15 protein-coding genes and 1 other annotated feature are annotated in these 25527 nt (G+C 47.6%); of the genes, 7 read left to right on the top strand and 8 right to left on the bottom strand.

Annotated elements, in window-relative coordinates:
* Positions 1 to 5: 5 nt before the first annotated feature.
* The 6 genes from mtnN to gltB (AOT11_RS04640) form a co-directional block, all read right to left on the bottom strand.
* Positions 6 to 701, bottom strand: a complete 696-nt coding sequence (mtnN, locus tag AOT11_RS04665) for a 5'-methylthioadenosine/S-adenosylhomocysteine nucleosidase (RefSeq protein WP_011149517.1) — start codon at positions 699 to 701, stop codon at positions 6 to 8.
* A gap of 96 nt (positions 702 to 797) precedes the next feature.
* Entirely contained in the window at positions 798 to 1226 is a 429-nt protein-coding gene (locus AOT11_RS04660) for a DUF1499 domain-containing protein (protein WP_017421317.1), read from the bottom strand.
* Between the two features lie 112 nt (positions 1227 to 1338).
* Positions 1339 to 2751: an FAD-dependent oxidoreductase gene (locus AOT11_RS04655; protein WP_026050487.1), complete on the bottom strand. Its 1413-nt coding sequence runs from the start codon at positions 2749 to 2751 to the stop codon at positions 1339 to 1341.
* An 18-nt stretch (positions 2752 to 2769) separates the two neighbouring features.
* Complete coding sequence (gltB, locus tag AOT11_RS04650) at positions 2770 to 7233, bottom strand: glutamate synthase large subunit (RefSeq protein WP_026050488.1); 4464 nt, start codon at positions 7231 to 7233, stop codon at positions 2770 to 2772.
* 429 nt (positions 7234 to 7662) lie between these two features.
* Positions 7663 to 9132 (bottom strand): glutamate synthase subunit beta, encoded by a 1470-nt coding sequence (locus AOT11_RS04645; RefSeq protein ID WP_017421320.1) that lies wholly within the window; start codon positions 9130 to 9132, stop codon positions 7663 to 7665.
* Complete coding sequence (gene gltB / locus AOT11_RS04640; protein WP_017421321.1) at positions 9132 to 13670, bottom strand: glutamate synthase large subunit; 4539 nt, start codon at positions 13668 to 13670, stop codon at positions 9132 to 9134. Before gltB (AOT11_RS04640) ends, AOT11_RS04645 begins: the two co-directional genes overlap by 1 nt.
* A 549-nt stretch (positions 13671 to 14219) precedes the next feature.
* Here gltB (AOT11_RS04640) and mnmL point away from each other — a divergent pair.
* The 4 genes from mnmL (at position 14220) to AOT11_RS04620 (ending at position 20020) form a co-directional block, all read left to right on the top strand.
* Positions 14220 to 15176 carry a tRNA modification radical SAM protein MnmL/YtqA gene (gene mnmL / locus AOT11_RS04635; protein ID WP_026050489.1) on the top strand — a complete coding sequence of 319 codons (957 nt, stop codon included), beginning with the start codon at positions 14220 to 14222 and terminating at the stop codon, positions 15174 to 15176.
* Positions 15177 to 15217: 41 nt separating this feature from the next.
* Positions 15218 to 17017 (top strand): sensor domain-containing diguanylate cyclase, encoded by a 1800-nt coding sequence (locus AOT11_RS04630; protein ID WP_049797992.1) that lies wholly within the window; start codon positions 15218 to 15220, stop codon positions 17015 to 17017.
* Positions 17018 to 17223: 206 nt separating this feature from the next.
* Positions 17224 to 19566, top strand: a complete 2343-nt coding sequence (gene arcB / locus AOT11_RS04625; protein ID WP_017421324.1) for an aerobic respiration two-component sensor histidine kinase ArcB — start codon at positions 17224 to 17226, stop codon at positions 19564 to 19566.
* Between the two features lie 4 nt (positions 19567 to 19570).
* A complete protein-coding gene (locus AOT11_RS04620) occupies positions 19571 to 20020 on the top strand; it encodes a hypothetical protein (protein ID WP_011078636.1) in 450 nt (149 codons plus the stop codon).
* 72 nt (positions 20021 to 20092) lie between these two features.
* Here AOT11_RS04620 and arcA read toward each other — a convergent pair whose 3' ends face one another.
* Positions 20093 to 20809 carry a two-component system response regulator ArcA gene (arcA, locus tag AOT11_RS04615; RefSeq protein ID WP_011078635.1) on the bottom strand — a complete coding sequence of 239 codons (717 nt, stop codon included), beginning with the start codon at positions 20807 to 20809 and terminating at the stop codon, positions 20093 to 20095.
* Between the two features lie 363 nt (positions 20810 to 21172).
* On the opposite strand from arcA, the gene AOT11_RS04610 reads away from it, so the two are divergent.
* Both AOT11_RS04610 and AOT11_RS04605 read left to right on the top strand, forming a co-directional pair.
* Complete coding sequence (locus tag AOT11_RS04610) at positions 21173 to 21580, top strand: DUF3293 domain-containing protein (protein WP_017421325.1); 408 nt, start codon at positions 21173 to 21175, stop codon at positions 21578 to 21580.
* 58 nt (positions 21581 to 21638) lie between these two features.
* Entirely contained in the window at positions 21639 to 22121 is a 483-nt protein-coding gene (locus tag AOT11_RS04605; protein ID WP_011078634.1) for a putative 4-hydroxy-4-methyl-2-oxoglutarate aldolase, read from the top strand.
* On the opposite strand, the gene AOT11_RS04600 is transcribed toward AOT11_RS04605, so the two are convergent.
* Entirely contained in the window at positions 22118 to 22582 is a 465-nt protein-coding gene (locus tag AOT11_RS04600; RefSeq protein ID WP_017421326.1) for a hypothetical protein, read from the bottom strand. The two genes, AOT11_RS04605 and AOT11_RS04600, sit on opposite strands and share 4 nt — an antisense overlap.
* Before the next feature lie 318 nt (positions 22583 to 22900).
* Positions 22901 to 23023 (top strand) — a sequence feature (Thr leader region).
* A 30-nt stretch (positions 23024 to 23053) separates the two neighbouring features.
* Here AOT11_RS04600 and thrA point away from each other — a divergent pair.
* Complete coding sequence (gene thrA, locus AOT11_RS04595) at positions 23054 to 25513, top strand: bifunctional aspartate kinase/homoserine dehydrogenase I (RefSeq protein ID WP_017421327.1); 2460 nt, start codon at positions 23054 to 23056, stop codon at positions 25511 to 25513.
* Positions 25514 to 25527 lie beyond the last annotated feature (14 nt).

Raw genomic sequence — 25527 nt, 5'->3', positions numbered from 1 at the left:
GGCTATTACTTCAGCAGTTCCAACATTTTGAAGACCATTTCTGACGAGCTCTTGGCTGCCAAAGGTAAGAACTCTTCAAAGCTCATTGGTGATTCTTTGTCAGCCACATCTGAAATTGCACGCACGACAACAAACGGCACTTTGAACTGGTGACAAGTTTGTGCAATGGCAGACGCTTCCATTTCAACCGCAATCACGGATGGGAAGTGTTGACGGATAAAGGCTTGACGCTCAGCGGTACAAACGAATGCATCACCAGTACAGATGAGACCACGAACCGCGTGTTGTCCATCCATTTGCTCTAACGCTTTTTCAGCCAAGTTCATCAATTTTTCATCAGCGAGGAAAGCGGCTGGTTGACCTGCCATTTGGCCCATTTCGTAACCAAATGCGGTCACGTCAGCATCGTGATGACGGACTTCAGTCGAAATGACCACATCACCAAGGTTAAGGCTAGAATCAAAGCCACCTGCAGAACCGGTGTTGAGCACCATATCTGGCTGATATTCATCGAGAAGGATAGTGGTGCCAATCGCGGCAGCAACTTTACCAATGCCGGATTGCAGTAGCACAACCTCTACGCCATTGATTTGACCTGAATAGAAGGTGCAACCTGCTTTATTTACGGTTTGTGCGTTGGTCATTGCTTCTTTAAGGATGGCCACTTCTTGTTGCATGGCACCGATAATACCGACTTTCATATCAATCTCTTAATTTTTAAACAAACATAGAATTGGCGAGAGTATAGCAAAGCTCTGTCACAATAAGTACTTTCGCTTGTTGTTTACCCTTTGCCTTTACTTAATGAAACCCGCCTCAGTCAGCAAGCTTCTTAATTGCTCAGCACGCTTGCGATTGACGCCAAGATCGGAGTAACCAATGCGAGACTCTGAACGGACGAGCAATTGGCCATCGACGATTTTGAGTTCAAGATCATCAACAAAGCGAAACAGTCGTGAGGTGCATTCTACTCTTAAGTAGTGTTCCGTTTTATCCGCCACTTTTGCCCCTGGAAGTTCAAGGGCAACTTGCTCTATTTGATCTAAGGTGGCGTTGGATGTGAGCTTAAAAGGTTCGAGTTGGAAACTCGCGCGCTCATCTTGTGTCGACACACAGTTGGGTTTATTGCCACAAGGCTGAGAAGTTCGATCGGTCATTGTGTAAGCTCCATTGCTGCAAGCGGTCAGGGCTAAGGTGGCGCAAATCGTTAAAATGAGTTTTTTCATCCTGTACACCTACTGTTCCCAAAAGGGCGTTATCCGCAGATCCTAAACATTAAGTCTAAAAGAAAAAAGGTTGGTGATCGCTCACCAACCTCTCATAACACACCGATAGATATTAGAGTTCGAGATAATCTAATATGCCTTCCGCGGCTTTACGGCCTTCATCAATGGCTGTTACCACCAAATCGGAACCGCGCACCGCATCGCCACCGGCAAAAATCTTCTCATTGCTGGTTTGGAATTGGTAAGTCTGTTTCGCGGCTGCTTTGATGCGACCCCATTGATCGAGTTCAACCCCATAGGGTTCCAACCAATTCATTTGATGGGGTTGGAAGCCAAAGGCCATGATCACCACATCGGCTGGTAACACATGCTCACTGCCTGCCACGGGTTCTGGGCGACGGCGGCCTGCCTCATCGGGCTCACCTAACGCAGTCTGAACCACTTTCACGCCCGTCACTTGTCCGCGAGTGTCCACTTCAATCGACAGAGGTTGCAGGTTAAACATAAAGTTCACCCCTTCCTCTTTGGCGTTTTTCACTTCACGACGTGAACCTGGCATGTTTTCTTCATCGCGACGATAGGCACAAACGACATTGGCAGCACCTTGGCGGATAGAAGTGCGAACACAGTCCATCGCGGTATCACCACCGCCGAGCACGACAACATTTTTGCCCGCCATATCGATGAAAGGCTGGTCGTGTTCAAGGCCCATTACTTTGTAAGTGTTGGAAATCAAAAAAGGCAGGGCGTCATACACGCCGGAGGCATCCTCATTCTCCAAACCAGCACGCATGTATTTGTAGGTGCCGACGCCAAGGAACACGGCATCATACTCTTCCAGCAGTTCTTGCATCTGTACATCTTTACCGACTTCGACGTTCATACGGAACTCAACACCCATTTCGCTGAAAATGCGGCGGCGGTTTTCCATCACCCCTTTTTCCAATTTGAAAGAGGGAATACCAAACGTCAGTAGCCCGCCGATCTCTGGGTGGCGGTCGAAAACAACGGGTTTGACCCCATTGCGCACCAAAATATCTGCAGCCGCGAGACCAGCAGGGCCCGCGCCAATGATAGCCACTTTCTTATCTGTCCATTCGACTTTGGACATGTCTGGCTTCCAGCCCATCTCAAAGGCTTTGTCGGTGATGTATTTTTCAATATTGCCGATGGTGACGGCGCCAAAGTCGTCATTTAATGTGCAAGAGCCTTCACATAGGCGATCTTGAGGGCAAACTCGGCCACACACTTCCGGCAAGCTGTTGGTCTGATGCGAAAGCTCTACCGCTTCCAAAATCCGTCCTTCATTGGCCAGTTTTAGCCACTGAGGGATGTAGTTGTGTACTGGGCACTTCCACTCACAATACGGGTTACCACAATCTAAACAGCGATCCGCCTGAGCGGTCGCTTGCTGTTTGGTAAAGGGTTCGTAGATTTCGACGAACTCGATCTTGCGAATCTGCAGCGGCTTCTTAGCAGGATCGACACGTTGAACATCGATAAACTGGTATACATTCTGGCTCATGTTCATATCCTCCTTGAATTACTGGGCCTGGACGCGAAGTTCTGCCGCACTACGGCTTTGGTGGCCAAGCAGGGTGTTAAGATCCGCTGCTTTCGGTTTCACCAAGTAGAACTTCGGTATCCATGCGTCAAAGTTGGCCAGAATATCTTCGGCGTGAACGGAGCCGGTCTCTTCAAGATGTTCGGCGATCAAACCGCGAAGATGTTCTTGGTGGATATAAAGATCAGAAAGCGAAATCGCTTCAACCGATTCACTGTTAACACGGCCTTGGAAATCTTCATTCTCATCCAGAACGTAAGCAAAGCCCCCCGTCATCCCTGCGCCGAAGTTAACCCCAGTCGCACCAAGAATGGCCACGATGCCGCCGGTCATGTATTCACAAGCGTTGTCGCCCGCGCCTTCAATCACGGTGATGGTGCCAGAGTTACGAACACCAAAGCGTTCACCCGCTTTACCTGCGGCAAACAGTTTTCCGCCTGTTGCGCCATAGAGACAGGTGTTGCCGATAATGGTCGCATCGTTACAACGGAAGGCTGTGCCTAAGTGCGGTTTGATGACAATTTTACCGCCCGCCATGCCTTTGCCGACGTAGTCATTGGCATCACCAGTGAGATAAAGCTCAACGCCACCCGCGTTCCACACGCCAAAAGATTGACCAGCGGTACCATCGAGGTAGAGTTTAATGGGCGATGCAGCCATGCCTTGGTTGCCATAACGCTTGGCGATTTCACCGGAAAGGCGTGCGCCAATCGAACGATCGGTATTGATCACGTTATAGAAGAAGCTGGCAGATTGACGGTTCTCAACCGCATCAAGCGCATCTTCAATGATCTTTTGGTTTAGCACTGCTTTATCAAACGGGGCATTGGGTTCTGTCCAGAACAGAGGTAGATTCTGCGGTGACACAGGCGCTTCAAGAATGCCTGACAGATCAAGCTTGGACTGCTTGGCGGTCATGCCTTGCACCACTTCGAGCAGATCGGTGCGGCCAATCAAGTCGGTGAGCTTTTCAACGCCCAGTTCAGCAAGCAAGCCTCGCACTTCATCAGCTAAGCCGATGAAATAGTTCATCACCATTTCTGGCAAGCCTTTGAAGTACTCTTTACGCAGAGTTTCGTCTTGTGTTGCTACACCAGTCGCGCAGTTGTTGAGGTGGCAGATACGCAGGAACTTACAACCCATTGCCACCATTGGAGCCGTACCAAAGCCAAAGCTCTCAGCGCCTAGAATTGCCCCTTTCACCACATCCAAGCCCGTTTTCAACCCACCATCCACTTGAAGGCGGATTTTGTGACGCAGGCCATTGGCCACTAGGGCTTGCTGCGTTTCGGCTAGGCCCAGTTCCCATGGACTGCCGGCGTATTTTACTGAGGTCAGCGGGCTGGCAGCAGTACCACCATCATAGCCAGAGATGGTGATGAGATCGGCATAGGCTTTGGCAACGCCGGTGGCGATGGTGCCGACACCTGGTTCAGACACCAATTTGACGGAAACCAGTGCTTTCGGGTTGACCTGTTTCAAGTCAAAAATCAATTGCGCTAAGTCTTCAATCGAATAGATGTCGTGATGCGGTGGTGGCGAGATAAGTGTCACGCCTTGCACGGAATAACGCAGCTTGGCAATCTCGGCAGTGACTTTGTGGCCAGGTAACTGACCGCCTTCGCCTGGCTTCGCGCCTTGCGCGACTTTGATTTGCAATACATCAGCGTTGGTGAGGTAGTGTGGCGTGACGCCAAAACGGCCAGAGGCAATTTGCTTAATACGCGAGTTGCGCTCAGTACCAAAGCGACGTGGATCTTCGCCCCCTTCGCCTGAGTTGGAGTAACCGCCCAAACGGTTCATGGCGGTTGCCAACGCTTCATGTGCCTCAGGGCTTAATGCACCAATCGACATGGCTGCTGAATCAAAGCGCTTAAACAATTCGGTACTAGGTTCAATTTTTTCTAACGCGAGTGGTTGGTCCGCTTTTTTCAGTTGCATTAAATCGCGCAGCATGGCGACAGGGCGTTGATTCACTTGTTGAGCGAATTGCTGATAATCACCGATTTCCCCCGATTTCACCGCTTTTTGCAACGTGCCAACAACATCAGGGTTGTAGGCGTGGTACTCACCACCGTGTACGTATTTGAGTAAGCCGCCATGTTCGATCGACTTACGTTTTGCCCATGCCTTGCGAGAGAGGTTAAAGAGATCTTGTTGGAAGTCCGTAAACCCAGCGCCTTCAATGCGGGTTGTCACGCCTTTAAAGCACAACTCCACCACATCACGGCTCAAACCAACCGCTTCAAAAAGTTGAGAACAGCGGTAAGAAGCAACAGTGGAGATGCCCATCTTCGACATGATCTTATACAGACCTTTATTGATGCCGTATTGATAGTTTTGCATCACCTCACGGTAGCTTTTCTCGAGTGCGCCATCGTCGATCAGTTTCCCCAGTACTTCATAGGCAAGGTAGGGGTAGACGGCGGTTGCACCAAAGCCGAGTAAGACGGCAAATTGATGAGGGTCACGCGCGGTCGCTGTTTCCACCACGATGTTGGCATCGCAACGCAAGTTGGCGTTAACGAGGCGAGTTTGTACCGCACCTACCGCCATAGCAGCTGGGATTGGCAGTTTACCTGCCACTAAAGGACGGTCAGAAAGCACAATCAAAACCGTGCCATCACGCACAACTTGTTCGGCTTGATCGCAGAGATCCAATATCGCCTGCTTGAGATCTTTTTCGCTTGGATCGTAGTTGATGTCCAAAATGGTGTTGCGATAGTGGTCATCGCTCAGCTCAAGTAGTTGCTGCATATCGGAATAGAGCAGTACCGGAGAGCCGAATGTCACACGGTGAGCGTGCCCGTCTGTTTCGCAAAAGACGTTCATCTCTTGGCCGATGCTGGTGGCCAGAGACATGACGTGCTGTTCGCGCAATGGATCAATCGGTGGGTTGGTGACCTGAGCAAATTTCTGGCGGAAGTAATCCGTTACGAGTCGCTCTTTTGAAGACAAGACGGCCATCGGAGTGTCATCACCCATAGAGCCAACGGCTTCTTGCGCCATATCACCCAACACGCGAAGCACTTGATCGACTTCTTCATTGCTCATCGCAAACTGCTTTTGATAGGTTTTTAGTGTGTCACTATCAAAGCTGCGTTCACCCACTTGATCTTCGGGTAGTTCAGAAAAAGGAGTGAGGCGGCGAACGTTGTTGTCCATCCATTCGCGGTAAGGGTGACGGCTTTTAAGATCGTTGTCGATCTCGCTTGATTGCCATAATTTACCCTTGCGCGTGTCAATGACTAACAGTTCTCCCGGACCAACGCGACCTTTCTCCGCCACTTCATCCGGTGCGTAATCCCAAATACCCACTTCTGAGGCAAGCGTGATCAACTTGTCTTTGGTGATCACATAACGAGCAGGGCGCAGGCCGTTGCGGTCTAGGTTACAGGCGGCGTAGCGCCCATCAGAAAGTACGATACCAGCAGGGCCATCCCAAGGTTCCATGTGTTTGGAGTTGAAATCATAGAAGGCACGTAGGTCGGGATCCATATCTGGGTGGTTTTGCCACGCAGGCGGCACTAACATGCGCATGGCGCGGAAGATATCCATACCACCAGCAAGGAACAGATCCAGCATATTGTCTAAGCTGGAGGAGTCCGAGCCCGTTTCGTTAACAAATGGTGCTGCGCTTTGCAGATCTGGCAGAAGTGGCGATGCAAATTTATAGCCACGAGCACGAGCCCATTGGCGGTTGCCTTCGATGGTATTGATCTCACCGTTGTGCGCTAAATAGCGGAACGGTTGAGCAAGTGGCCAACGTGGTTGAGTGTTGGTTGAGAAACGTTGATGGAACAAACAGATAGCCGATTCCATCCGCAGATCCGCGAGATCTAGATAGAAACGCGGTAGATCCGCTGGCATACACAAGCCTTTATAGACAATCACTTGTGTTGATAAGCTACAAACGTAGAAATCTCTGTCGTCTGTGATCTGTTTTTCAATACGGCGGCGAGCAATATACAAGCGTCGTTCTATGTCTCTTTCACGCCAACCGGCGGGAGCGGAAATGAACACTTGTTGAATATCAGGTAAAGAATCCGCGGCAATGGGACCAAGCACCGCTGGATTGGTTGGTACTTTGCGCCAACCTGCGACCGTGAGTGTCTCTTTGGCAAGTTCTTTGTTGATGATATCGCGAGCGGTTTGCGCCTTAACGGGATCTTGACTGAAGAAGATCATACCGATGGCGTATTGTTTCGCTAAATTGAAGCCTTTTTCTTTGGCTATCAAGCGCAGATATGAGTCGGGTTTTTGAAGTAATAGCCCACAACCGTCACCGGTTTTTCCATCGGCAGCGATACCACCGCGGTGTGTCATGCGATCAAGTGCTGAAATCGCGGTACGGACCAGCTTATGGCTTGGCTCACCTTCCATGTGTGCGATAAGACCAAAACCACAGTTGTCCTTCTCTAAACTTGGATCATAAAGAGCCATTGCAATTCTCCCTTTGCTTCTCTGCCTTCCAGACAGAAATACCAACACAGTTTATGTTGGTATGTATGACTAACTATGCGTTCTAATTATTCGTATTTGTATGTTTATGCAATAAAAACGTTCTAAATTCTTAACAATAAATAAGGCTTTATGTTGCACTGAATTCACAACGTATAGGTTATTGTGAAAAAGGTCAAGTTGTTAGTGAATAATCACGTCAATATGCGATTTACCACGTAATGGTCTAAATAAGATGTTTAAATTCAAAAAGATAGATTTTTTATTGTTACAATTTTGCAACATAAATAAAGTCTAGAGAGGAAAAAAGACCAGCATAAAATGCTGGTCAAAAGAAAAAGTTTGGAAGGATTGGATTATCTTTCTTTACTCGGATAGGTTTCTTGACCGCTCCGAGTAAAGAGTAGGCAATTAAGCAGAAAGCATGAGTGAATCGGCTTTTGCTTCCAGATTGGTATTGCCCATCAGGTATTGGTCGATCGCACGTGCACATTCACGACCTTCATTGATACAGCGCACCACCAAAGATTGACCAGTACGCATATCACCTGCGGCAAATACGCCTTGCTGATTGGTCTGGAAATCTTGGGTTGCGACGTTGCCGCGCTCATCCAGTGCGATATCCAGCTGAGCAAGTACACCATGCGGTTCTGGATGTAAGAAGCCCATCGCCAAGAAAGCCATATCACATGGAATCACGCGCTCGCTGCCTTCAACTTCTTTGAAGCTTGGGCGCTCGCCTGGCTGTGCATCTTGCCAAACAATATCCGCTAAACGAAGACCAGTGACCTCACCTTTGTCGTTGCCGATGAACTCTTTAGTCAGAATATTCCAATGGCGATCAACCCCTTCTTCGTGTGAAGTTGAGGTGCGAAGAATCATTGGGTATTGCGGCCAAGGCATATTGGCAGGGCGCTTTTCTGGTGGTACAGGCATGATTTCTACTTGAGTCACGCTTGCTGCACCATGACGGTTAGAAGTGCCCACACAGTCTGAACCAGTATCACCACCACCGATCACGACGACATGTTTCCCCGCAGCATGAATTTCTTCACCTTTGAGGTCCATTTCATTCGCTCGACGGTTGTTTTGCGCGAGGAACTGCATCGCAAAGTAAACGCCTTTCAGCTCACGGCCAGGGACAGGAAGATCGCGTGGCACGGTTGAACCGCCTGTCAGCAATACAACATCGAACTCTTGACGCAGTTGCTGTGCGTTCACATCCACACCAACATGTTGATTGACTTTAAACTCAACTCCAGCTTCTGCCATGAGATTGATCTTGCGGTCAATGACGTCCATGCCCAGTTTGAAATCTGGGATACCGAAACGCAGTAGACCACCGACTTTCTCATCGCGCTCGAAAACCGTCACCGAATGGCCCGCACTATTGAGCTGCTCTGCAGCGGCTAAACCTGCAGGGCCTGAACCGATGATCGCGACTTTCTTACCTGTACGCGAACGCGGTGTTTTAGGTTTGGCGTACCCTTCACGATACGCCGTTTCCACAATGGTTTTCTCAATGTTACAGATGGTGATTGGGTCTTGGTTGATGCCCAATACACAAGCACTTTCACATGGCGCAGGGCAAACTCGTCCGGTGAACTCTGGGAAGTTGTTGGTTGAACTTAGAATGTTCCACGCTTCTTCCCAACTATCGCGATAAACCGCATCGTTGAATTCCGGAATGATGTTGCCAATTGGGCAGCCGTTGTGACAAAACGGCACGCCACAGTCCATACAACGAGACGCTTGGGTATTGATTTTCTTACCAAACTCCGCGTTGAGTACGAACTCTTTGTTGTTTTTGATTCGCTCTGCTGGTGCAAGCTTCTTTGGAAGCTCGCGTCCAAACTCTAAAAATCCAGTCGGCTTACCCATTACACTGCCTCCGCTTCACGTTGCTCTGCTTCTGCTTTGCGTTTTTGTAGTACCGCTTTGTAATCTCGTGGCATCACTTTCACCAAGGATTTCAAGCTGGTTTCAAAATTGGCAAGGAAAGCCTGAGCTACTTCACTTCCTGTGAACTGAACATGTTTGTTCAACATATCCAGCAGTAGATCTTTGTCTTCTTGTTCGATTGGATCGAGGTCCACCAGTTCAGGATTCAGTTTCGACTTGAAGTCACCTGATTTGTCCCAAACGTAGGCCACGCCGCCACTCATACCCGCGGCAAAGTTGCGACCTGTTGAACCGAGGATAATCGCCACACCACCGGTCATGTATTCACAACCGTGGTCACCCACGCCCTCAACGACGACTTTGGCTCCGGAGTTACGAACACAGAAGCGCTCACCCGCTAGGCCGCGAATGTAAGATTCGCCGGATGTTGCACCGTAGAAACAAACGTTACCCACGACGATGTTGTCTTCTGGCACCAGTGTTGAGTTGCTGTCTGGGTAGAGCACCAGCGTACCGCCAGAGAGGCCTTTGCCCCAGTAGTCGTTCGCATCGCCTTCCACTTCAAATTTCACGCCTTTCGCAAGGAAAGCGCCAAAGGATTGGCCAGCTGAACCTTTGAACTTGACGTTCATTGGTTGTGGTAAACCTTGGTCTTTGTACACTTTCGAAATTTCGTTCGACAGCATGGTACCTACCGAGCGATCGGTGTTGATGATCGGGAATTCCGCGGTTACCGCTAAACCGTCTTCCAGTGCTGGTGTCGCCACTTGAATCAATTGACGATCAAGTACCGCTTCTAGCTGGTGGTTTTGTTTGGTTTGACAGTAAATGCCATCTTGCTCGCGAGGCTGCTCTAGGAAGAGAACAGGAGAAAGATCCAAATTCTTGTATTTCCAATGAGAAACGTTGTCGCGCACTTTGAGTTTTTGCGCCTGACCCACCATCTCATCCACAGTACGGAAGCCAAGCTCGGCCATGATTTCACGCACACCTTGCGCCATGTAGAGGAAGAAGGTCACCACGTCTTCTACGCGGCCATCAAAGCGCTCACGTAGCGTTTTGTTTTGAGTTGCGATACCAACAGGGCAAGTGTTTTTATGGCACTTACGCATCATGATACAGCCTTCAACGACGAGAGCAGCTGTCGCGACACCCCATTCCTCAGCACCTAATAGCGTTGCGATTGCGATGTCACGAGGGGTCTTCATCTGGCCATCGGCTTGCACTACGATACGGTTACGTAAGCCGTTTTTCAGCAGCGTCTGGTGCGTTTCTGCAAGACCGAGTTCCCAAGGTAGACCTGTGTGACGAATCGACGAAATCGGTGATGCACCGGTACCGCCATCGTGACCGGCAATCAGAACCACGTCCGCTTTCGCTTTTGCCACGCCAGAAGCAATTGTCCCTACGCCAGCTTCCGAAACCAGCTTAACGTTGACACGGCCTTTACGGTTGGCGTTTTTCAAGTCGTAGATCAACTGAGCCAAATCTTCGATTGAGTAGATATCATGGTGTGGCGGTGGTGAAATCAAACCAACCCCAGGAGTGGAGTGACGTGTTGCACCAATCCAATCATCGACTTTGTCACCCGGTAGTTGACCACCTTCGCCCGGTTTTGCCCCTTGTGCCATCTTGATCTGAATTTCATCAGAGTTAGTGAGGTAGTAAGAGGTAACACCAAAACGGCCTGAAGCAACCTGTTTGATCGCAGAGCGCTCTGAGTCGCCATTTTCATTTGGTGAGAAGCGAATGGGATCTTCACCACCTTCACCGGAGTTCGATTTCGCGCCGAGGCGGTTCATCGCGACCGCTAGAGTCGAGTGTGCCTCGTAAGAGATAGAGCCAAACGACATTGCGCCGGTGGCGAAACGTTTGACGATGCTCTCTACGGGTTCTACTTCATCGATTGGGATTGAACCTGTAGGATTTTTCACGAAATCAAGTTGGCTACGTAGGGTAACGGCGTTGTCACCTTGGCGATCTACTTCTGCCGCGTATTTCTTGAACTCTGCGTAATCTTTGTTGCGAGTAGAGTGTTGCAGCAGGTGAATGGTTTCAGGGTTAAACAGGTGTTTTTCACCACGTTGTTTCCACTGATAAACGCCGCCCACATCGAGCATTTGAATTGGGATTTCACGAGTTGGGTAGCCTACGCGATGACGCACTAAGACTTCTTTGGCGATGTCGTCTAAGGTCAAACCTTGAATACGCGTAACGGTACCGGTGAAGTATTTGTCGACCACCGCTTTGCTGATACCAAGGGCTTCAAAAATTTGCGCACCGTGGTAGGACTGCAGCGTCGAAATACCCATTTTCGAGAAGATCTTTAATAGGCCGCCGTTCACCCCTTTACGATAGTTGTTGAAGTACTCTTCAACCGACACGTTGGCATCCAGCTTTTTACGACGTTGTAGATCAACGATCGTTTCAGTGACCAGATAAGGGTTCACAGCATTAGCGCCATAGCCCACGAGCGTGGCGAAATGGTGTGTTTCGCGCGCATCACCCGTTTCCACTACGATGCCACATTTGGCGCGTAGCCCTTTACGAATCAGGTGATGGTGAACCGCTCCCACTGCTAACATCGCGGGAATCGCTGCGTGGTTAGAGTTTACGGCACGGTCAGTCAGTAGGATGATGGAGTAACCATCGATCACAGCATCTTCCGCGTACTGACAAATACGTTTGAGTGCGCGTTCCAGTTTGCCAGCGTCTTCGTTGGCTTGGAAGACGATGTCTAACGTTTTTGCTTGTAAGTGTTCGTTGTCGATAGCACGCAGTTTTTCGAGCTCAGCGTTTGAGATCACTGGAGACTCAAGTTCTACTTTACGGCAATGAACCGGTGATTCTGCCAGCAAGTTCTGATCTTTACCGATGTAGGTATTGAGTGACATCACCATACGCTCGCGGATCGGGTCGATCGGCGGGTTAGTCACCTGAGCAAACAACTGCTTAAAGTAGTTAGCTAAATGCTGAGATTGATGCGATAGGATCGCAACTGGCCAGTCAGCACCCATCGAACCAAGGGGTTCATAGCCGGTTTGTGCCAGCGGCAGAATGATCTCATTCACTTCTTCTGCGCTGATGCCAAACGCTTGCTGGCGATGCAGTAGACGCTCTGGTGACGGTTGGCTGTGGACGTTATCGGCATCTGGCAGTGATTTGAGGCTTAGTAGATTATCCGTTACCCACTGTTCATACGGCTGAGCGTTGGCAATCGAATCTTTCACTTCTTCATCGGAAATGATGCGGCCTTGCTCGAGATCGGCAACGAAGATACGCCCTGGCTGCAAACGGCCACGGTATTCCACGTTTTCTGGCGGGATTTCCACAACACCAGATTCAGACGCCATGATCAGCATGTTGTCTTTGGTTACGGTATAGCGTGAAGGGCGCAGACCGTTACGGTCTAATGTTGCACCGACTTGCACACCATCGGTAAAGCAAACAGACGCAGGGCCATCCCACGGTTCCATGATGTTGGCATGGTATTGATAGAAGGCACGGCGTTTTGGATCCATGGTTTTGTTTTCTTGCCACGCTTCAGGAATCATCATCATTAGCGCGTGCGGTAGGCTGCGGCCTGAAAGCACCAGCAGTTCCAACACCATGTCAAAGTTTGCAGAGTCAGAAGCACCTTCCTGACAGATCGGCAATAGCATGTCGATCTCAGCTTGCGTGAAGAGCTTAGAGTCTAAGATCGCTTCGCGTGCTTTCATCCAGTTAAGGTTGCCGCGAACCGTGTTGATTTCACCGTTGTGCGCAATGTAACGGAAAGGTTGAGCCAAGCGCCATTTCGGGAAAGTATTGGTAGAGAAACGAGAGTGCACAAGAGCCAGTGCGGTGACCATGGTCGGGTTTTGTAGGTCTTGGAAATACTGAGGTACTTGCTCAGTGGTTAGCTGACCTTTATAGACCAAGGTTTTGTATGACATCGAGTTGATGTAGAAGTCATCCCCGATATTCGAAACGCTCTCAAGGCAAACGCGTACGGTGTAGTTACGCAGCACATATAGTTTGCGCTCAAGTTCTTCAGGTGAGGTACCTGGGCCGCCAGAAATGAACACATGCTCAAATTGAGGCTCTGTGCTCAGCGGATCGGCGCCAATCATCGAATTGTCGGTTGGCAGGACACGATAGCCAATGATGTCCAAATCAAGGCGTTTTGCATTGCGTTCTAGGATGTCACGGCATTGTTCGCGTTTGTATTCGTCTTTCGGGAACAAAACGACACCAACACCATATTTTTCAAAAGAAGGCAGCTTGATACCAAGCTTGACCGCTTCTTCTAACAAAAATTCGTGAGGCTTTTGCAGCAAAATACCCGCACCGTCGCCACTGCATGGATCGCAACCTTGACCACCACGGTGTTCCATGCGAGCTAGCATATCTAGAGCTTGTGTCACAACCTGATGGGATTTGCGGTTTTTGAGATGAGCGACAAAACCGATACCACAGGCATCATGCTCTAGCTCAGGAGTATAAAGCCCTTGCGAACTTTGCTCTCTATCTACCATAGATACTTCCTTCCAGTTCTAGAAGGCGCAGCAACACCAATACGATGAGATCGCATTCTCGGGTTGAGCCCCTTGTCCTTTATAGTTTTGAATCGCAATCAACCAGAGGGGGTTGATTTTGAGTCCTTTCCGTATCCCACAGGAAAAATTTTGTGGGAAAAACAATCCTTGGTGATAAGCCTGTTTTATTGGTCACTTTTTAGTGATTTATATAGGTTGGAGTGGCTTATCGCAGACATATTCCGCATTTGATTTTGTAATAAAGCTCACAAAAATGACGGTTATGTGTAAGTATCCTACAATTTTGTGACTAAGGAATGCAACGAAAAGTAACCAGAGTTAGGCAAGATTCTTGTTTAAAAATGCACTTTGCGTTTAACAAATATGCAACATTGGCCCGTTTTTCTTTTATTTATGCATGTTTATTGATTTTTGCCATGAAAAGCTTCGTTTGAATTTACTAAAATTTTGTGTTTTTTCTTGCAGGTGTGTAATTAATTTACAGAAACCGTAGTGAGATTGATTGCGGTTTTCAATTGGTGGTTTTCAATGCAATTACATGAGCTAGTGAATACGATTGGTCAGGATCTTCAGCGTCGATATGGAGAAAAAGTGCATAAATTGACGCTTCATGGGGGCTTTAGCTGCCCAAATCGCGATGGCACGATTGGCCGTGGTGGCTGTACTTTCTGCAATGTAGCATCGTTCGCTGATGAGCAAGCTCAAGTCAAAAGTATTCGAGAGCAATTGAGCGAGCGAGCGGGAGAAGTGCATCGCGCGAAAAAGTACTTAGCCTATTTTCAAGCCTACACCAGTACCTATGCTGAAGTGCAGGTGCTGAAAAACATGTATGAAGAAGCGTTGAAAGCCGCGGATATTGTCGGTCTTTGCGTAGGGACTCGCCCAGATTGTGTGCCTGATTCGGTGTTAGAGCTGCTCTCGGATTACGTGCAGCAAGGTTATGAAATTTGGTTGGAGTTGGGGCTGCAAACGGCCAGCAATGACACCTTAAAGCGGATCAATCGTGGACACGATTTTGAATGCTACGCAGAGATCACTCAGCGAGCTCGAGCCTTGGGCATCAAAGTATGTACGCATTTGATCGTTGGGTTACCAAAAGAGTCTCCAGACGATAACTTTGCCACCTTAGAAAAAGTGATTGAGGTCGGTACGGATGGCATAAAACTACATGGTTTGCATATTGTCGAAGGCAGCACCATGGCCAAAGCTTGGCGTGCGGGTAAGTTGGAAGCACCAGAATTAGAGCAATATGTCGAGATTGCCTGCGAAATGATTCGCCGAACACCGCCAGAGGTGATTTTCCACCGAGTCTCTTCAGCCGCTCGTCGTCCGACATTGCTATCGCCTTTATGGTGTGAAAATCGCTGGTTAGCCATGACTGAAATTGGTCAATACCTTGCTCAGCATGGCGGACAGGGCAGTGCGCTTGGCCATTCTTTTGTCTATACTAAACCGCAATTAAAAAGCGGAATTCACCCTCAATAGTTGGTATAGTCGCCGCACACACAATTCATCTAAGAGTGAGAATGGACAAGCAGTTTGCATGGATAGCACACCTCGCAGAACATTACGGCGCGATTATTTTAATGGCGGTGTTAGGCTATGTTGTGGTTCGGCTGCTGCATCTTCGTTATCAACGAGAGCTTGATACGCTGATTCTCGATTTGATGTCCCCTGTCTTATTGGTCGATCTCACTGGGCAGCATGTGCTACTGGCAAACAATGCAGCGATGCAGCAGCTTGGTGTTCGCCAGCTAAACCGAACGTATCTTTTTCCGGCGACGTTCGCCATTGAACAGTTGTCCAACTCGTTAACCTCACTCTCTGGTCGTCAGTTCAGTCAGCTTGCGTTTGCCTGGCAAGCATCGGAACACGAGCATCTTGACGTGGCGTTAAGTGGTCGCAAAGTTTACTACCGTGGCCAGCATTGCTGGCTACTGAATATCCAATTAAATCCTTCGAATCGCTCTCGTCATATGGACGATCTCGATGCCTTCTTAGTGGCGCAATCAGCATTAGATTCGCTAAGCGAACTGATCTGCCTGAAAGACAATGACGGCAAAATTCTGGCCACCAACCGCGCTTTTGAACTGTTCTGGGAAGGGCGGAGAGATGAAGCGATTATGCCGGAAAGTCGCCTGATGAAAGGCCGTCAAAGTGAACGCCGCTGGACGACCGATCCGCAAGGGCGCAGTTGTTTGTTGGAAGTTAATCAAAGTTTATTGATGACCAAAGCGGGTGAGCCAATTGGTACTCTTAGCATCAGCCATGATGTGACAGAGTGGCATGCCATGCAGCAAAATCTACGAGATGAGATGGAGCGCCGCAAAGATACCGAGGTGGCGTTGGCACAGCGAGATACCATCTTACAAAACATTTTGGAAGCCAGCCCTGATTCGATCGGTATCTTCAATGAGAATTTGGTGTATCAAGCGTGTAACGAGCCATTCGTGCGAGCGCTGGGCATCGCGGACGTGAATGATCTCATCGGTAAGCGTTTGCAAGATGTGGTTCCCGGTGAGATGTACCAGCGTCTCTCTGTGACGGACAGTCAGGTGTTGCACGAAGGTAAGTCGCTGCGTTATATCGATAAAGTGCTCGACAGTAATGGAGAATACGCTTGGTATGACGTGGTGAAGTCACCGTTTCGCGATCCCGCTTCGGGAACCAACGGCGTCTTGATCATGGCACGCGATATCTCGGAACGTTATCTCGCCGAGCAGAAATTGGAAGCCGCGAACCTCGAGCTAGAAAAACTAAGCTTTATGGACAGCTTAACTCAAGTGTCCAACCGTCGCCGTTTTGATGAGCAGCTGAATACTCTGTGGTTCCATCATGCTCGAGAAAAATTGCCGCTGACCATCATGCTTTGCGATATTGATTTCTTCAAAGAGTTCAATGATCGCTATGGCCATCAAGCAGGCGATGAGGCGCTGATCCAGGTGGCGACCGTTTTTAGTCAAGTCGTCAGCCGCTCATCTGATTGCGTCGCGCGCTATGGCGGAGAGGAATTTGCTCTGTTGTTGCCCAATACTACGGCAGAAGGGGCTTTGAAAGTGGCGGAGAAGATCCACACTTACATCGCCGAAAGCAACATCGCCCATCAAGGCTCCAAGATTGCAGGGCGAGTAACCATCAGTATTGGTTTGGTTTCTTACATTCCCTCTCCTGAAGATGTTCCTGATATGGGGGTGGCGCTTGCGGATAGCGCGCTTTATCAAGCCAAGTCAGATGGCCGGAATCGCACTTCTGTTCATCCTATCTCTCTCTCTTCTGGCGAATCGCCGTCCACTTTGGTACAGGACAATCCCCCTCACGCCAACTGATTTTCTATTGATTGTGCTTGTTGTGATTTCAATAGCTTAACCCTCAAGGGTAAACAAGCTAAACTAAGTGCGTGAATTTGATGTTGAAACGTGCCGCGATCGCCATTTTCATTACAGGGTCTGTTCGAGGTTTGCACGGCATTGAATGCTAATGTCGCCAACGACTTCACTAGTTCAGGCTACACTCTCATCTTTTGGAGCATTAAATGAAACCGATGAAAAACCTTGCCCAGTATTACGTTGATCTACTGGTTAAGCTGGGGATTGTGCGTTTTTCGATGTTGCTAGCCTTGGCGTTGGTTGCATTAGCTGTGGTGGTCCAAGTGGGCATTACCTTGGTGCTGAAAGGCAATGTGGATGATATCGATATTGTTCGCTCAGTCTTTTTTGGTTTGCTCATTACTCCTTGGGCGGTTTATTTCTTGTCAGTGGTGGTGGATCAACTGGAAGAGTCACGCCAGCGTCTCTCAAAATTGGTTTCTAAATTGAAAGATATGCGCTCACGAGATCAAGAGCTTAATGTGCAGTTGCAACAGAACATCGAACAATTGAACCAAGAGATCGAAGAACGTATTCGCGCCGAAGAAGCCAGAGAAGAGGCAATGAAAGATCTCGAAAACGAGGTGTTTCAACGGGAAAGGACCCAAGTGGAACTTGCGGAGCGTACCGCGTTATTGCGCTCTTTTATTGATGCCTCTCCGGATTTGATTTACTACCGCAATGCTGAGGGGGTGTTCTCTGGTTGTAACCGAGCGATGGAAGAGTTGACCGGCAAGAAAGAGCATCAATTGGTCGGCTTAAGCCCTTGGGATGTTTACAGCAAGGAAGTCGCTCAACAAATAGTCGATACGGATCAGCAAGTTTTTGCCAATAATCGCGCTTTGACTTACGAGCAGTGGCTTGAATATCCAGATGGTAGAAAACACTACTTTGAGCTGCGTAAAGTGCCGTTTTACAGCAAAGATGGGCGTCACCTAGGATTAGTTGGCTTTGGCCGTGACATTACAGAACGTAAACGCCATGAAGAATCATTGGAAAAAGCGAGCCGCGACAAAACCACTTTCATTTCAACCATCAGTCATGAGCTTAGAACCCCACTTAACGGCATTGTTGGTTTAAGTCGTATGCTATTGGATACGCGCTTAACCGATGAGCAGCGCAAGTACATGCAAACCATCAATGTTAGCGCGATCACCTTAGGTAATATATTCAATGACATCATTGATATGGACAAGTTTGATCGCCGCAAATTAGAGCTGTTACCCGCTCCGCTTAACTTTGAAGATTTTGTCGCAGAAATCGAAAGCATTTCGGCGCTTATGGCAGAACAAAAAGGGTTGCGATTTGATTTAGAACGTTTGAGTGAGCTGCCTAAAGCCATCGAGGTGGATGCCACGCGCTTGCGCCAAGTCATTTGGAATCTCATCAGCAATGCGATGAAGTTTACCAAAGAGGGCGGAGTGGTCATGACGGTGAGTTCTGAAGTTGAGGATGATTTTGCCACCATCATTATTGAAGTAGAAGATACAGGGATCGGGATTCCAGAAGCGGAACTGGATAAGATTTTTGCCATGTACTACCAAGTCAAATCAGGTAAAGATAACTTGCATGCAGTTGGAACGGGGATTGGTTTGGCGGTTTCACGCCAGTTGATCAACATGATGGATGGCGACATTACGGTCAGTAGTGAGGAAGGCTTTGGTAGTACGTTCACTATTTCTATTCATGTTCCTGTGATTGAATCTGCCCCATCGACGGTGGACAAACCGAAAACCCAACTCCATCTCAGTATCTTTATGGTGGAAGACATCGCACTCAATGTCACCGTTGCTCGCTCTCTACTTGAAAGTCTCGGCCACAAAGTGACGGTTGCGATGACAGGGGACGAGGCGATACGATCCTTTGACCCGAGCCGCTACGACTTGGTGTTACTCGACATCCAATTGCCGGATATGACGGGTTTTGATGTCGCGGCGTACTATCGTAAACACTATAGCCAATTGCCTCCACTGGTTGCCCTCACTGCCAACGTATTGAAAGATAAACGCGAGTATCTAGACAATGGCATGAATGAAGCCATTAGCAAGCCACTCTCGGTACAGGCAATTCAAGATGTGATTGAAAAACTGATCATCAAACAAGAAAGCACCACGATCGAAATGGAAGAGGCTGAAGTGGTTGAGATCGCAACCAGCCATGTAGAGAATCATATCTTGGATTTGGTGATGCTTGAATCTTACGTAGAGATTGTTGGACCGCAGCCAGTTCTCGATAGCATCCGTATGTTTGAAGAGATGATGCCTGAATACCTTGAAATACTCGATTCCAATATGATTGCAAAAGATCAGCCTGGGATTGTTTCCGAAGCGCATAAAATCAAGGGAGCGGCGGGTTCGATCGGGTTGAAACGAATTCAAAGCGTTGCGCAAAAAGCACAATCTCCAGACATGCCCGCATGGTGGGAAAATATCGCTGACTGGGTAGAAGAAATCAAGAATGAGTATCAAAATGATATTCAGATATTGAAGAGTTGGTTAGAACAGAGGTGAAGAAATGAAAAAACCATTAATTGCACTGCTGCCACTATTGCTGTTGGTAGGATGCACCTCCGAGCCAAACGTGAGTTGGCAGCAAGATAATCGTATTACCATTGCAGATACTCGCATTGAACTGGCCAGTAACCTTTGGATCAACCAGATGCCGACACTAGGTGAATCGCAACAAGATAACCTGCATGGTGCTTTGTATCTCTCATCGGATCGTGATCTGCCAGCTAGCTTAACAGTGAGTGAGTTAACGATTAAGCAAGGCGATCAAGAGTGGAAAATTGATGGCGATTTGCTTGAATTGCGCACGCACAGTGAGAATAAATGGGAAATTGCCTTTGTATGGCAAGCGAATTTTGATCCAGAAAAGAATGTTGATTTGCTGGTGGAGCTCGATAATCACGGTAAACGTGAATGGTTAGTTGAGCGCAACATTACGATCGATAAAGTGTTTTAAGCCAAACGGATAGGACATGACAAAATAAAAAAGGTTGGTAAACACCAACCTTTTTTTGTTTATGCGGTGAGCTTACGCTTCTAAATCACCACAGAAACGGTAACCTTCACCGTGAATGGTTGCGATGATTTCTGGTGTGCCAGATACCGATTCAAAGTGCTTACGGATGCGACGAATGGTCACGTCAACAGTACGATCGTGCGGCTTAAGTTCACGTCCCGTCATCTTCTTCAGAAGATCGGCACGAGTTTGGATCTTGCCTGGGTTTTCACAGAAGTGCAGCAATGCACGGAACTCTGAACGTGGCAGTTTGTAACCATCACCCGATGGGCTGATGAGTGAGCGGCTGTTGATATCCAACACCCAACCGTTAAATTCGTATTTCTCAACCGAACGTTTTTCTTCCGGCATAACACTGCTGCTCATAGAGCGGCTTAGCAGGTTACGAGCACGGATCGTCAGTTCGCGAGGGTTAAATGGCTTAGTGATGTAATCATCTGCGCCGATTTCTAAGCCAAGAATCTTGTCGACTTCATTGTCGCGACCAGTTAAGAACATCAAAGCAACATCGGCTTGCTCGCGGAGTTCACGGGCAAGAAGAAGGCCGTTTTTACCAGGCAGGTTGATGTCCATAATCACCAGATTAATACTATTTTCAGACAGCATGTGGTGCATCTCATCACCGTTGCTGGCTTCAAATACAGCATATCCCTCTGCTTCAAAAATACTCTTAAGAGTGTTACGAGTTACTTGCTCATCTTCGACGATAAGAATCTGCGGGGTTTGCATTGGCGGTACCTAAATTTGTGACAAAATTGTACGAATAGAATAAATTCTAGGCAAAAACATAACATACAGGTAATGATTTTTTGATAATAAAACAAAGTGATCAAAAAAACACTTCTTTAAGTTATCTGCCTTCCGTGGGTTCTCGCCAAATGTATACAGTATCCAACTGTTACTGGATTATTCTACTGGGTCTGTTTACCTTTCGACGCCTTTCGTCTGGTGTGGAAAGGTAATCATCCCAAGGCTTTTGTGCGGATTCTATAATGTTAACAGCATGCTAACAATGAACAAATGTTAATTCCATTCACTTTGTTGATTTATATCAATTGATGAAATGTAACAATTATTAATCGATGGAGACTTATGATAAATAATGGTGAAACAACTGTAGATGCGTCATTATGGCATGCCTATTCAGCCTCTTTTTTCCATTTTAATGACGAATGGCAAAGCGATTGTTTTGCCATTATTACAGCATGGAACCCTGCGAGCATTTTGCAGTCAAAAAAAGAGAATTGCATAAGTAATCAGAAGCTAAAAACAAAGATTAACACGCGACGCTTTTGTTCAGTTTTAGTCGCCGATAAGGCGTGCTGTTGGAGCGAAGAAAGTTTTGCCGTCGAGATAAATTTGAATTACGCACTAAACTTAGCAAGAGAGTTCCAACAAAACGCGATTTATTTTGTTGAACAAGGAGAGCTTTTTTTAGTGTCTTGCTTGAGTGATGAAAGGAAAGAATCACTGGGGCCGTTTGACCAGCGCATCAGATAAGAAATTTTGAATTCGAGCCGCATGTTTGATGTGGCAAAAATTTTCTCAAGGAGGATATATGAAGGACATTACCCCGGATATCTGTGATCAACATGAAGACAAAGTCACTTTACTCAATCTGCCATTACAGAATTTTGGTCAGAAAGCCGCATTTTTCGGGGAGATTGTGACTGTTCGCTGTTATCACGACAACTCGAAAGTGCGAGATGTTTTGAGTGAAAATGGTAAAGGCAAAGTGTTGGTTGTGGATGGGCATGGTTCCTGCCAAAAAGCATTACTTGGCGATCAATTAGCGATATTGGCGATTGAAAATGATTGGGAAGGGGTAATTGTGTTTGGTGCCGTGCGCGACGTCGCCCAGATGTCACAAATGGAGTTGGGGATTAAAGCATTGGGCACTTCACCATTCAAAACGGAAAAACGAGGGGCTGGTGAAGTCAATGTTACCTTAACCATGCACAACCAAATGGTGCAGCCAAAGGATTATATCTACGCCGATTGGAATGGAATTCTAATTTCCAAAGAGTTGCTTCAATTCTAAAAGCGGAAACCTAAACCAAACTCAATACCTTGTTGCCACTCTTGCAGATCGAGAGTGGCGTGCAAATCCAGTTGTTCACTAATTTTGACTCGGCTTGTCACTTCAGCAGCAAAATTACCATTATGTTCAGTGCCACTTTCTTCCTGAACTTTGAAAGAACGAATGGTACTTTTCACTACCACCCGATCGCTAATTTGGTAACTCACGCCACTTAAAAAGCCACTCTGATTGGCTGTTTGCGAATTATTGACACGAGCGCCCACGTAAAGGTCCACTGAATCAAACAATTGATAGGCGTAGCCTCCATCGATATTCCAGACATCAAAACTTTCTTCTGTTTGACTTTCACTGGTGAGAAACAGTTTGTGGGGCGACGTTTTCGTCGGGTTTAAAGTAGGCAAATTGTTGGCATATGCATGAGAAAACACAAAGAAAAGCAGCAAGATGGGCCAGTTTTTCATACCACTACTCCTTGTGATTATTATGAGGATTTTTTTATTGTACTCTCAAGTTAAGCACAAAATTCCTCCCATGTTGGGAAAAAATTTTCCGTCGAAGATCTAGGTTAGCGAGTTTTCTAAAGCCATTTTGCTGAGAAGATCAAAATGCTGAGATTTAAGATCCTGAAAATGAGAACGCGATCTTAAAATGTGCGCATATGCATAACCCTCGCGATAAAAAAAACGTAACTTTTTGTTGACGAACCGCTCGAAACTACGGTAAACGTAGATACAAGCAAACACACAAAAGCAATAGATAACGTTTTATGATTCTTAACAGCCAACTAGTAATGACCACCACCATTATTATTACCGACATCACACATGTTGGGGCAGGCTGCTGAGCGAAAGAACAAATTTCAAAAAAAGGCCTGTATCCAACAAGATACAGGCCTTTTTTTATACAGATTAAAAATAATCCGGGAGGAAGGGATGCGAGTATTAAAATTTGGTGGCTCATCGTTAGCCGATGCAGACCGCTTTTTAAGAGCGGCGGACATTGTTGCTAACAATGCCAAGCAGGAAGAAGTTTCTGTAGTGTTGTCGGCGCCAGGGAAAACAACCAATAAATTGGTCGCGGTCATTGAGTCTGCACTGAAAAATGGTGAAGCAGAACGACAAGTCGACGAGCTAGACAGTGCGTTCAAACAACTGCTGAGTGATATCAAACAGCAGCTTCCTAACCTCAACGGCGATGCGTATTTAAAGCAAGTCGCGGATTCACTTTCGCAACTGCGTCAATTTGTTCATGGCATCGGCCTGTTGGGGATGTGTCCTGATAACGTCAATGCTCGCATCATCAGTAAAGGTGAGCGTGTTTCCATCCAGTTAATGAAGGCGGTGTTGGAAGCAAAAGGTCATCTCGTTAATCTTATTGATCCGGTTGACTACTTGCTTGCCCATGGTGATCACCTAGAAGGGATGGTGGATGTCGATGTATCTACGCAAAACTTCCGTTTGAATCCTCTTCCTCAAGGGCACGTTCATATCATGCCTGGCTTTACCGCAGGCAATAAGCATGGTGAGTTGGTTACTTTAGGTCGTAATGGTTCCGATTACTCAGCAGCCGTGTTGGCGGCATGTCTGCGCGCGGATTGTTGTGAGATCTGGACGGATGTGGATGGGGTGTACAACTGTGACCCGCGTTTAGTCGAAGATGCTCGCTTATTGAAGTCCTTAAGCTATCAAGAGGCTATGGAGCTTTCATACTTTGGCGCATCCGTTTTGCATCCAAAAACCATTGCGCCAATCGCGCAATTTCATATCCCATGTTTGATTAAGAACAGCTTCAACCCTCAAGGTGCAGGCACGCTGATTGGCCAAGATACAGGCGAAGATAATCTAGCGATCAAAGGCATCACTACGCTCAATAATCTGACGATGGTGAACGTGTCTGGACCGGGCATGAAAGGCATGGTAGGCATGGCGAGCCGAGTATTTGGTGCGATGTCGGCTTCTGGCGTGTCAATCGTTCTGATTACTCAGTCTTCTTCTGAGTACAGTATCAGCTTCTGTATTGAAGCTGCCGACAGACCTTTAGCCGAACAGGCACTCTCAGATGCTTTTGAGTTAGAACTGAAAGATGGTCTATTGGAGCCCGTCGAATTTCTGACTAATGTTTCTATCATCACGCTGGTGGGTGATGGTATGCGCACTTCCAAAGGCGTTGCATCACAATTCTTTGCTTCTCTTGCGGAAGTGAGTGTCAATGTCATCGCTATTGCTCAAGGTTCGTCAGAGCGCGCTATTTCAGCGGTGATCCCAGAAGATAAGATCTCTCAAGCGATCAAAGCGTGTCATGAAAATCTCTTCAACTCGAAACACTACCTGGATGTGTTTGTTGTTGGTGTCGGTGGTGTCGGTGGTGAGTTGGTGGATCAGATCCAGCGTCAGCAAGCCAAACTGGCAGACAAAGGCATTGTCATCCGAGTGTGTGGTTTGGCTAATAGTAAAGGGCTGTTGTTAGACAGCAACGGTTTACCTCTGGAGCATTGGCGTGACCGCATGGCCAATGCATCTGAAGCGTTTAGCCTTGCCAGTTTGATTGCCACTGTGCAGCGTAACCATATCATCAACCCAGTGCTCGTCGATTGTACTTCTAGCGACGTGATTGCCAACCAATACGCAGAGTTTTTAGCCGCTGGTTTCCATGTTGTGACGCCAAATAAGAAAGCCAATACCGCGAGTATGGCGTATTACCACCAACTACGCGATGTGGCACGCAGCTCTCGTCGTAAGTTGATGTATGAAACAACGGTTGGTGCTGGTTTGCCTGTCATAGAAAACTTGCAAAATCTTATCTCTGCGGGTGATGAGCTGGAGCGATTCAGCGGCATTCTCTCTGGTTCACTTTCCTTTATCTTCGGTAAGTTGGATGAAGGCATGACGTTGAGTGAGGCGACCAATATCGCCAAACAAAATGGCTTTACAGAGCCAGATCCTCGTGATGACCTGTCCGGAATGGATGTGGCGCGTAAACTGCTGATCTTGGCGCGTGAAGCGGGCATGGCATTAGAGCTGGAAGATGTCGAAGTGGATCAAGCCTTGCCACCAAGTTTTGACGATTCAGGTAGTGTCGATGAGTTTATGGCTCGACTACCGGAAGCTGATGCGTACTTCAAGCAACTTTCTGCGCAAGCGGCAGAAGAAGGTAAGGTGCTGCGTTATGTTGGTGAAATCATCGATGGTAAGTGCAAAGTTTCGATCGCTGCGGTAGATGAAAATGATCCGATGTTCAAAATTAAAGATGGTGAAAATGCATTAGCATTTTACAGCCGTTACTATCAGCCGATCCCGTTAGTATTGAGAGGTTACGGTGCCGGTACTCAAGTGACTGCGGCAGGCGTGTTCTCAGATGTGATGCGTACTTTAGGCTGGAAATTAGGGGTTTAATCGATGAGTTCAAG

Source organism: Vibrio vulnificus NBRC 15645 = ATCC 27562 (assembly GCF_002224265.1).
Lineage (GTDB): Bacteria > Pseudomonadota > Gammaproteobacteria > Enterobacterales > Vibrionaceae > Vibrio > Vibrio vulnificus.
The sequence above is the reverse complement of the archived record's forward strand: the minus strand, read 5'-3'. Positions and strand labels throughout refer to the sequence as shown.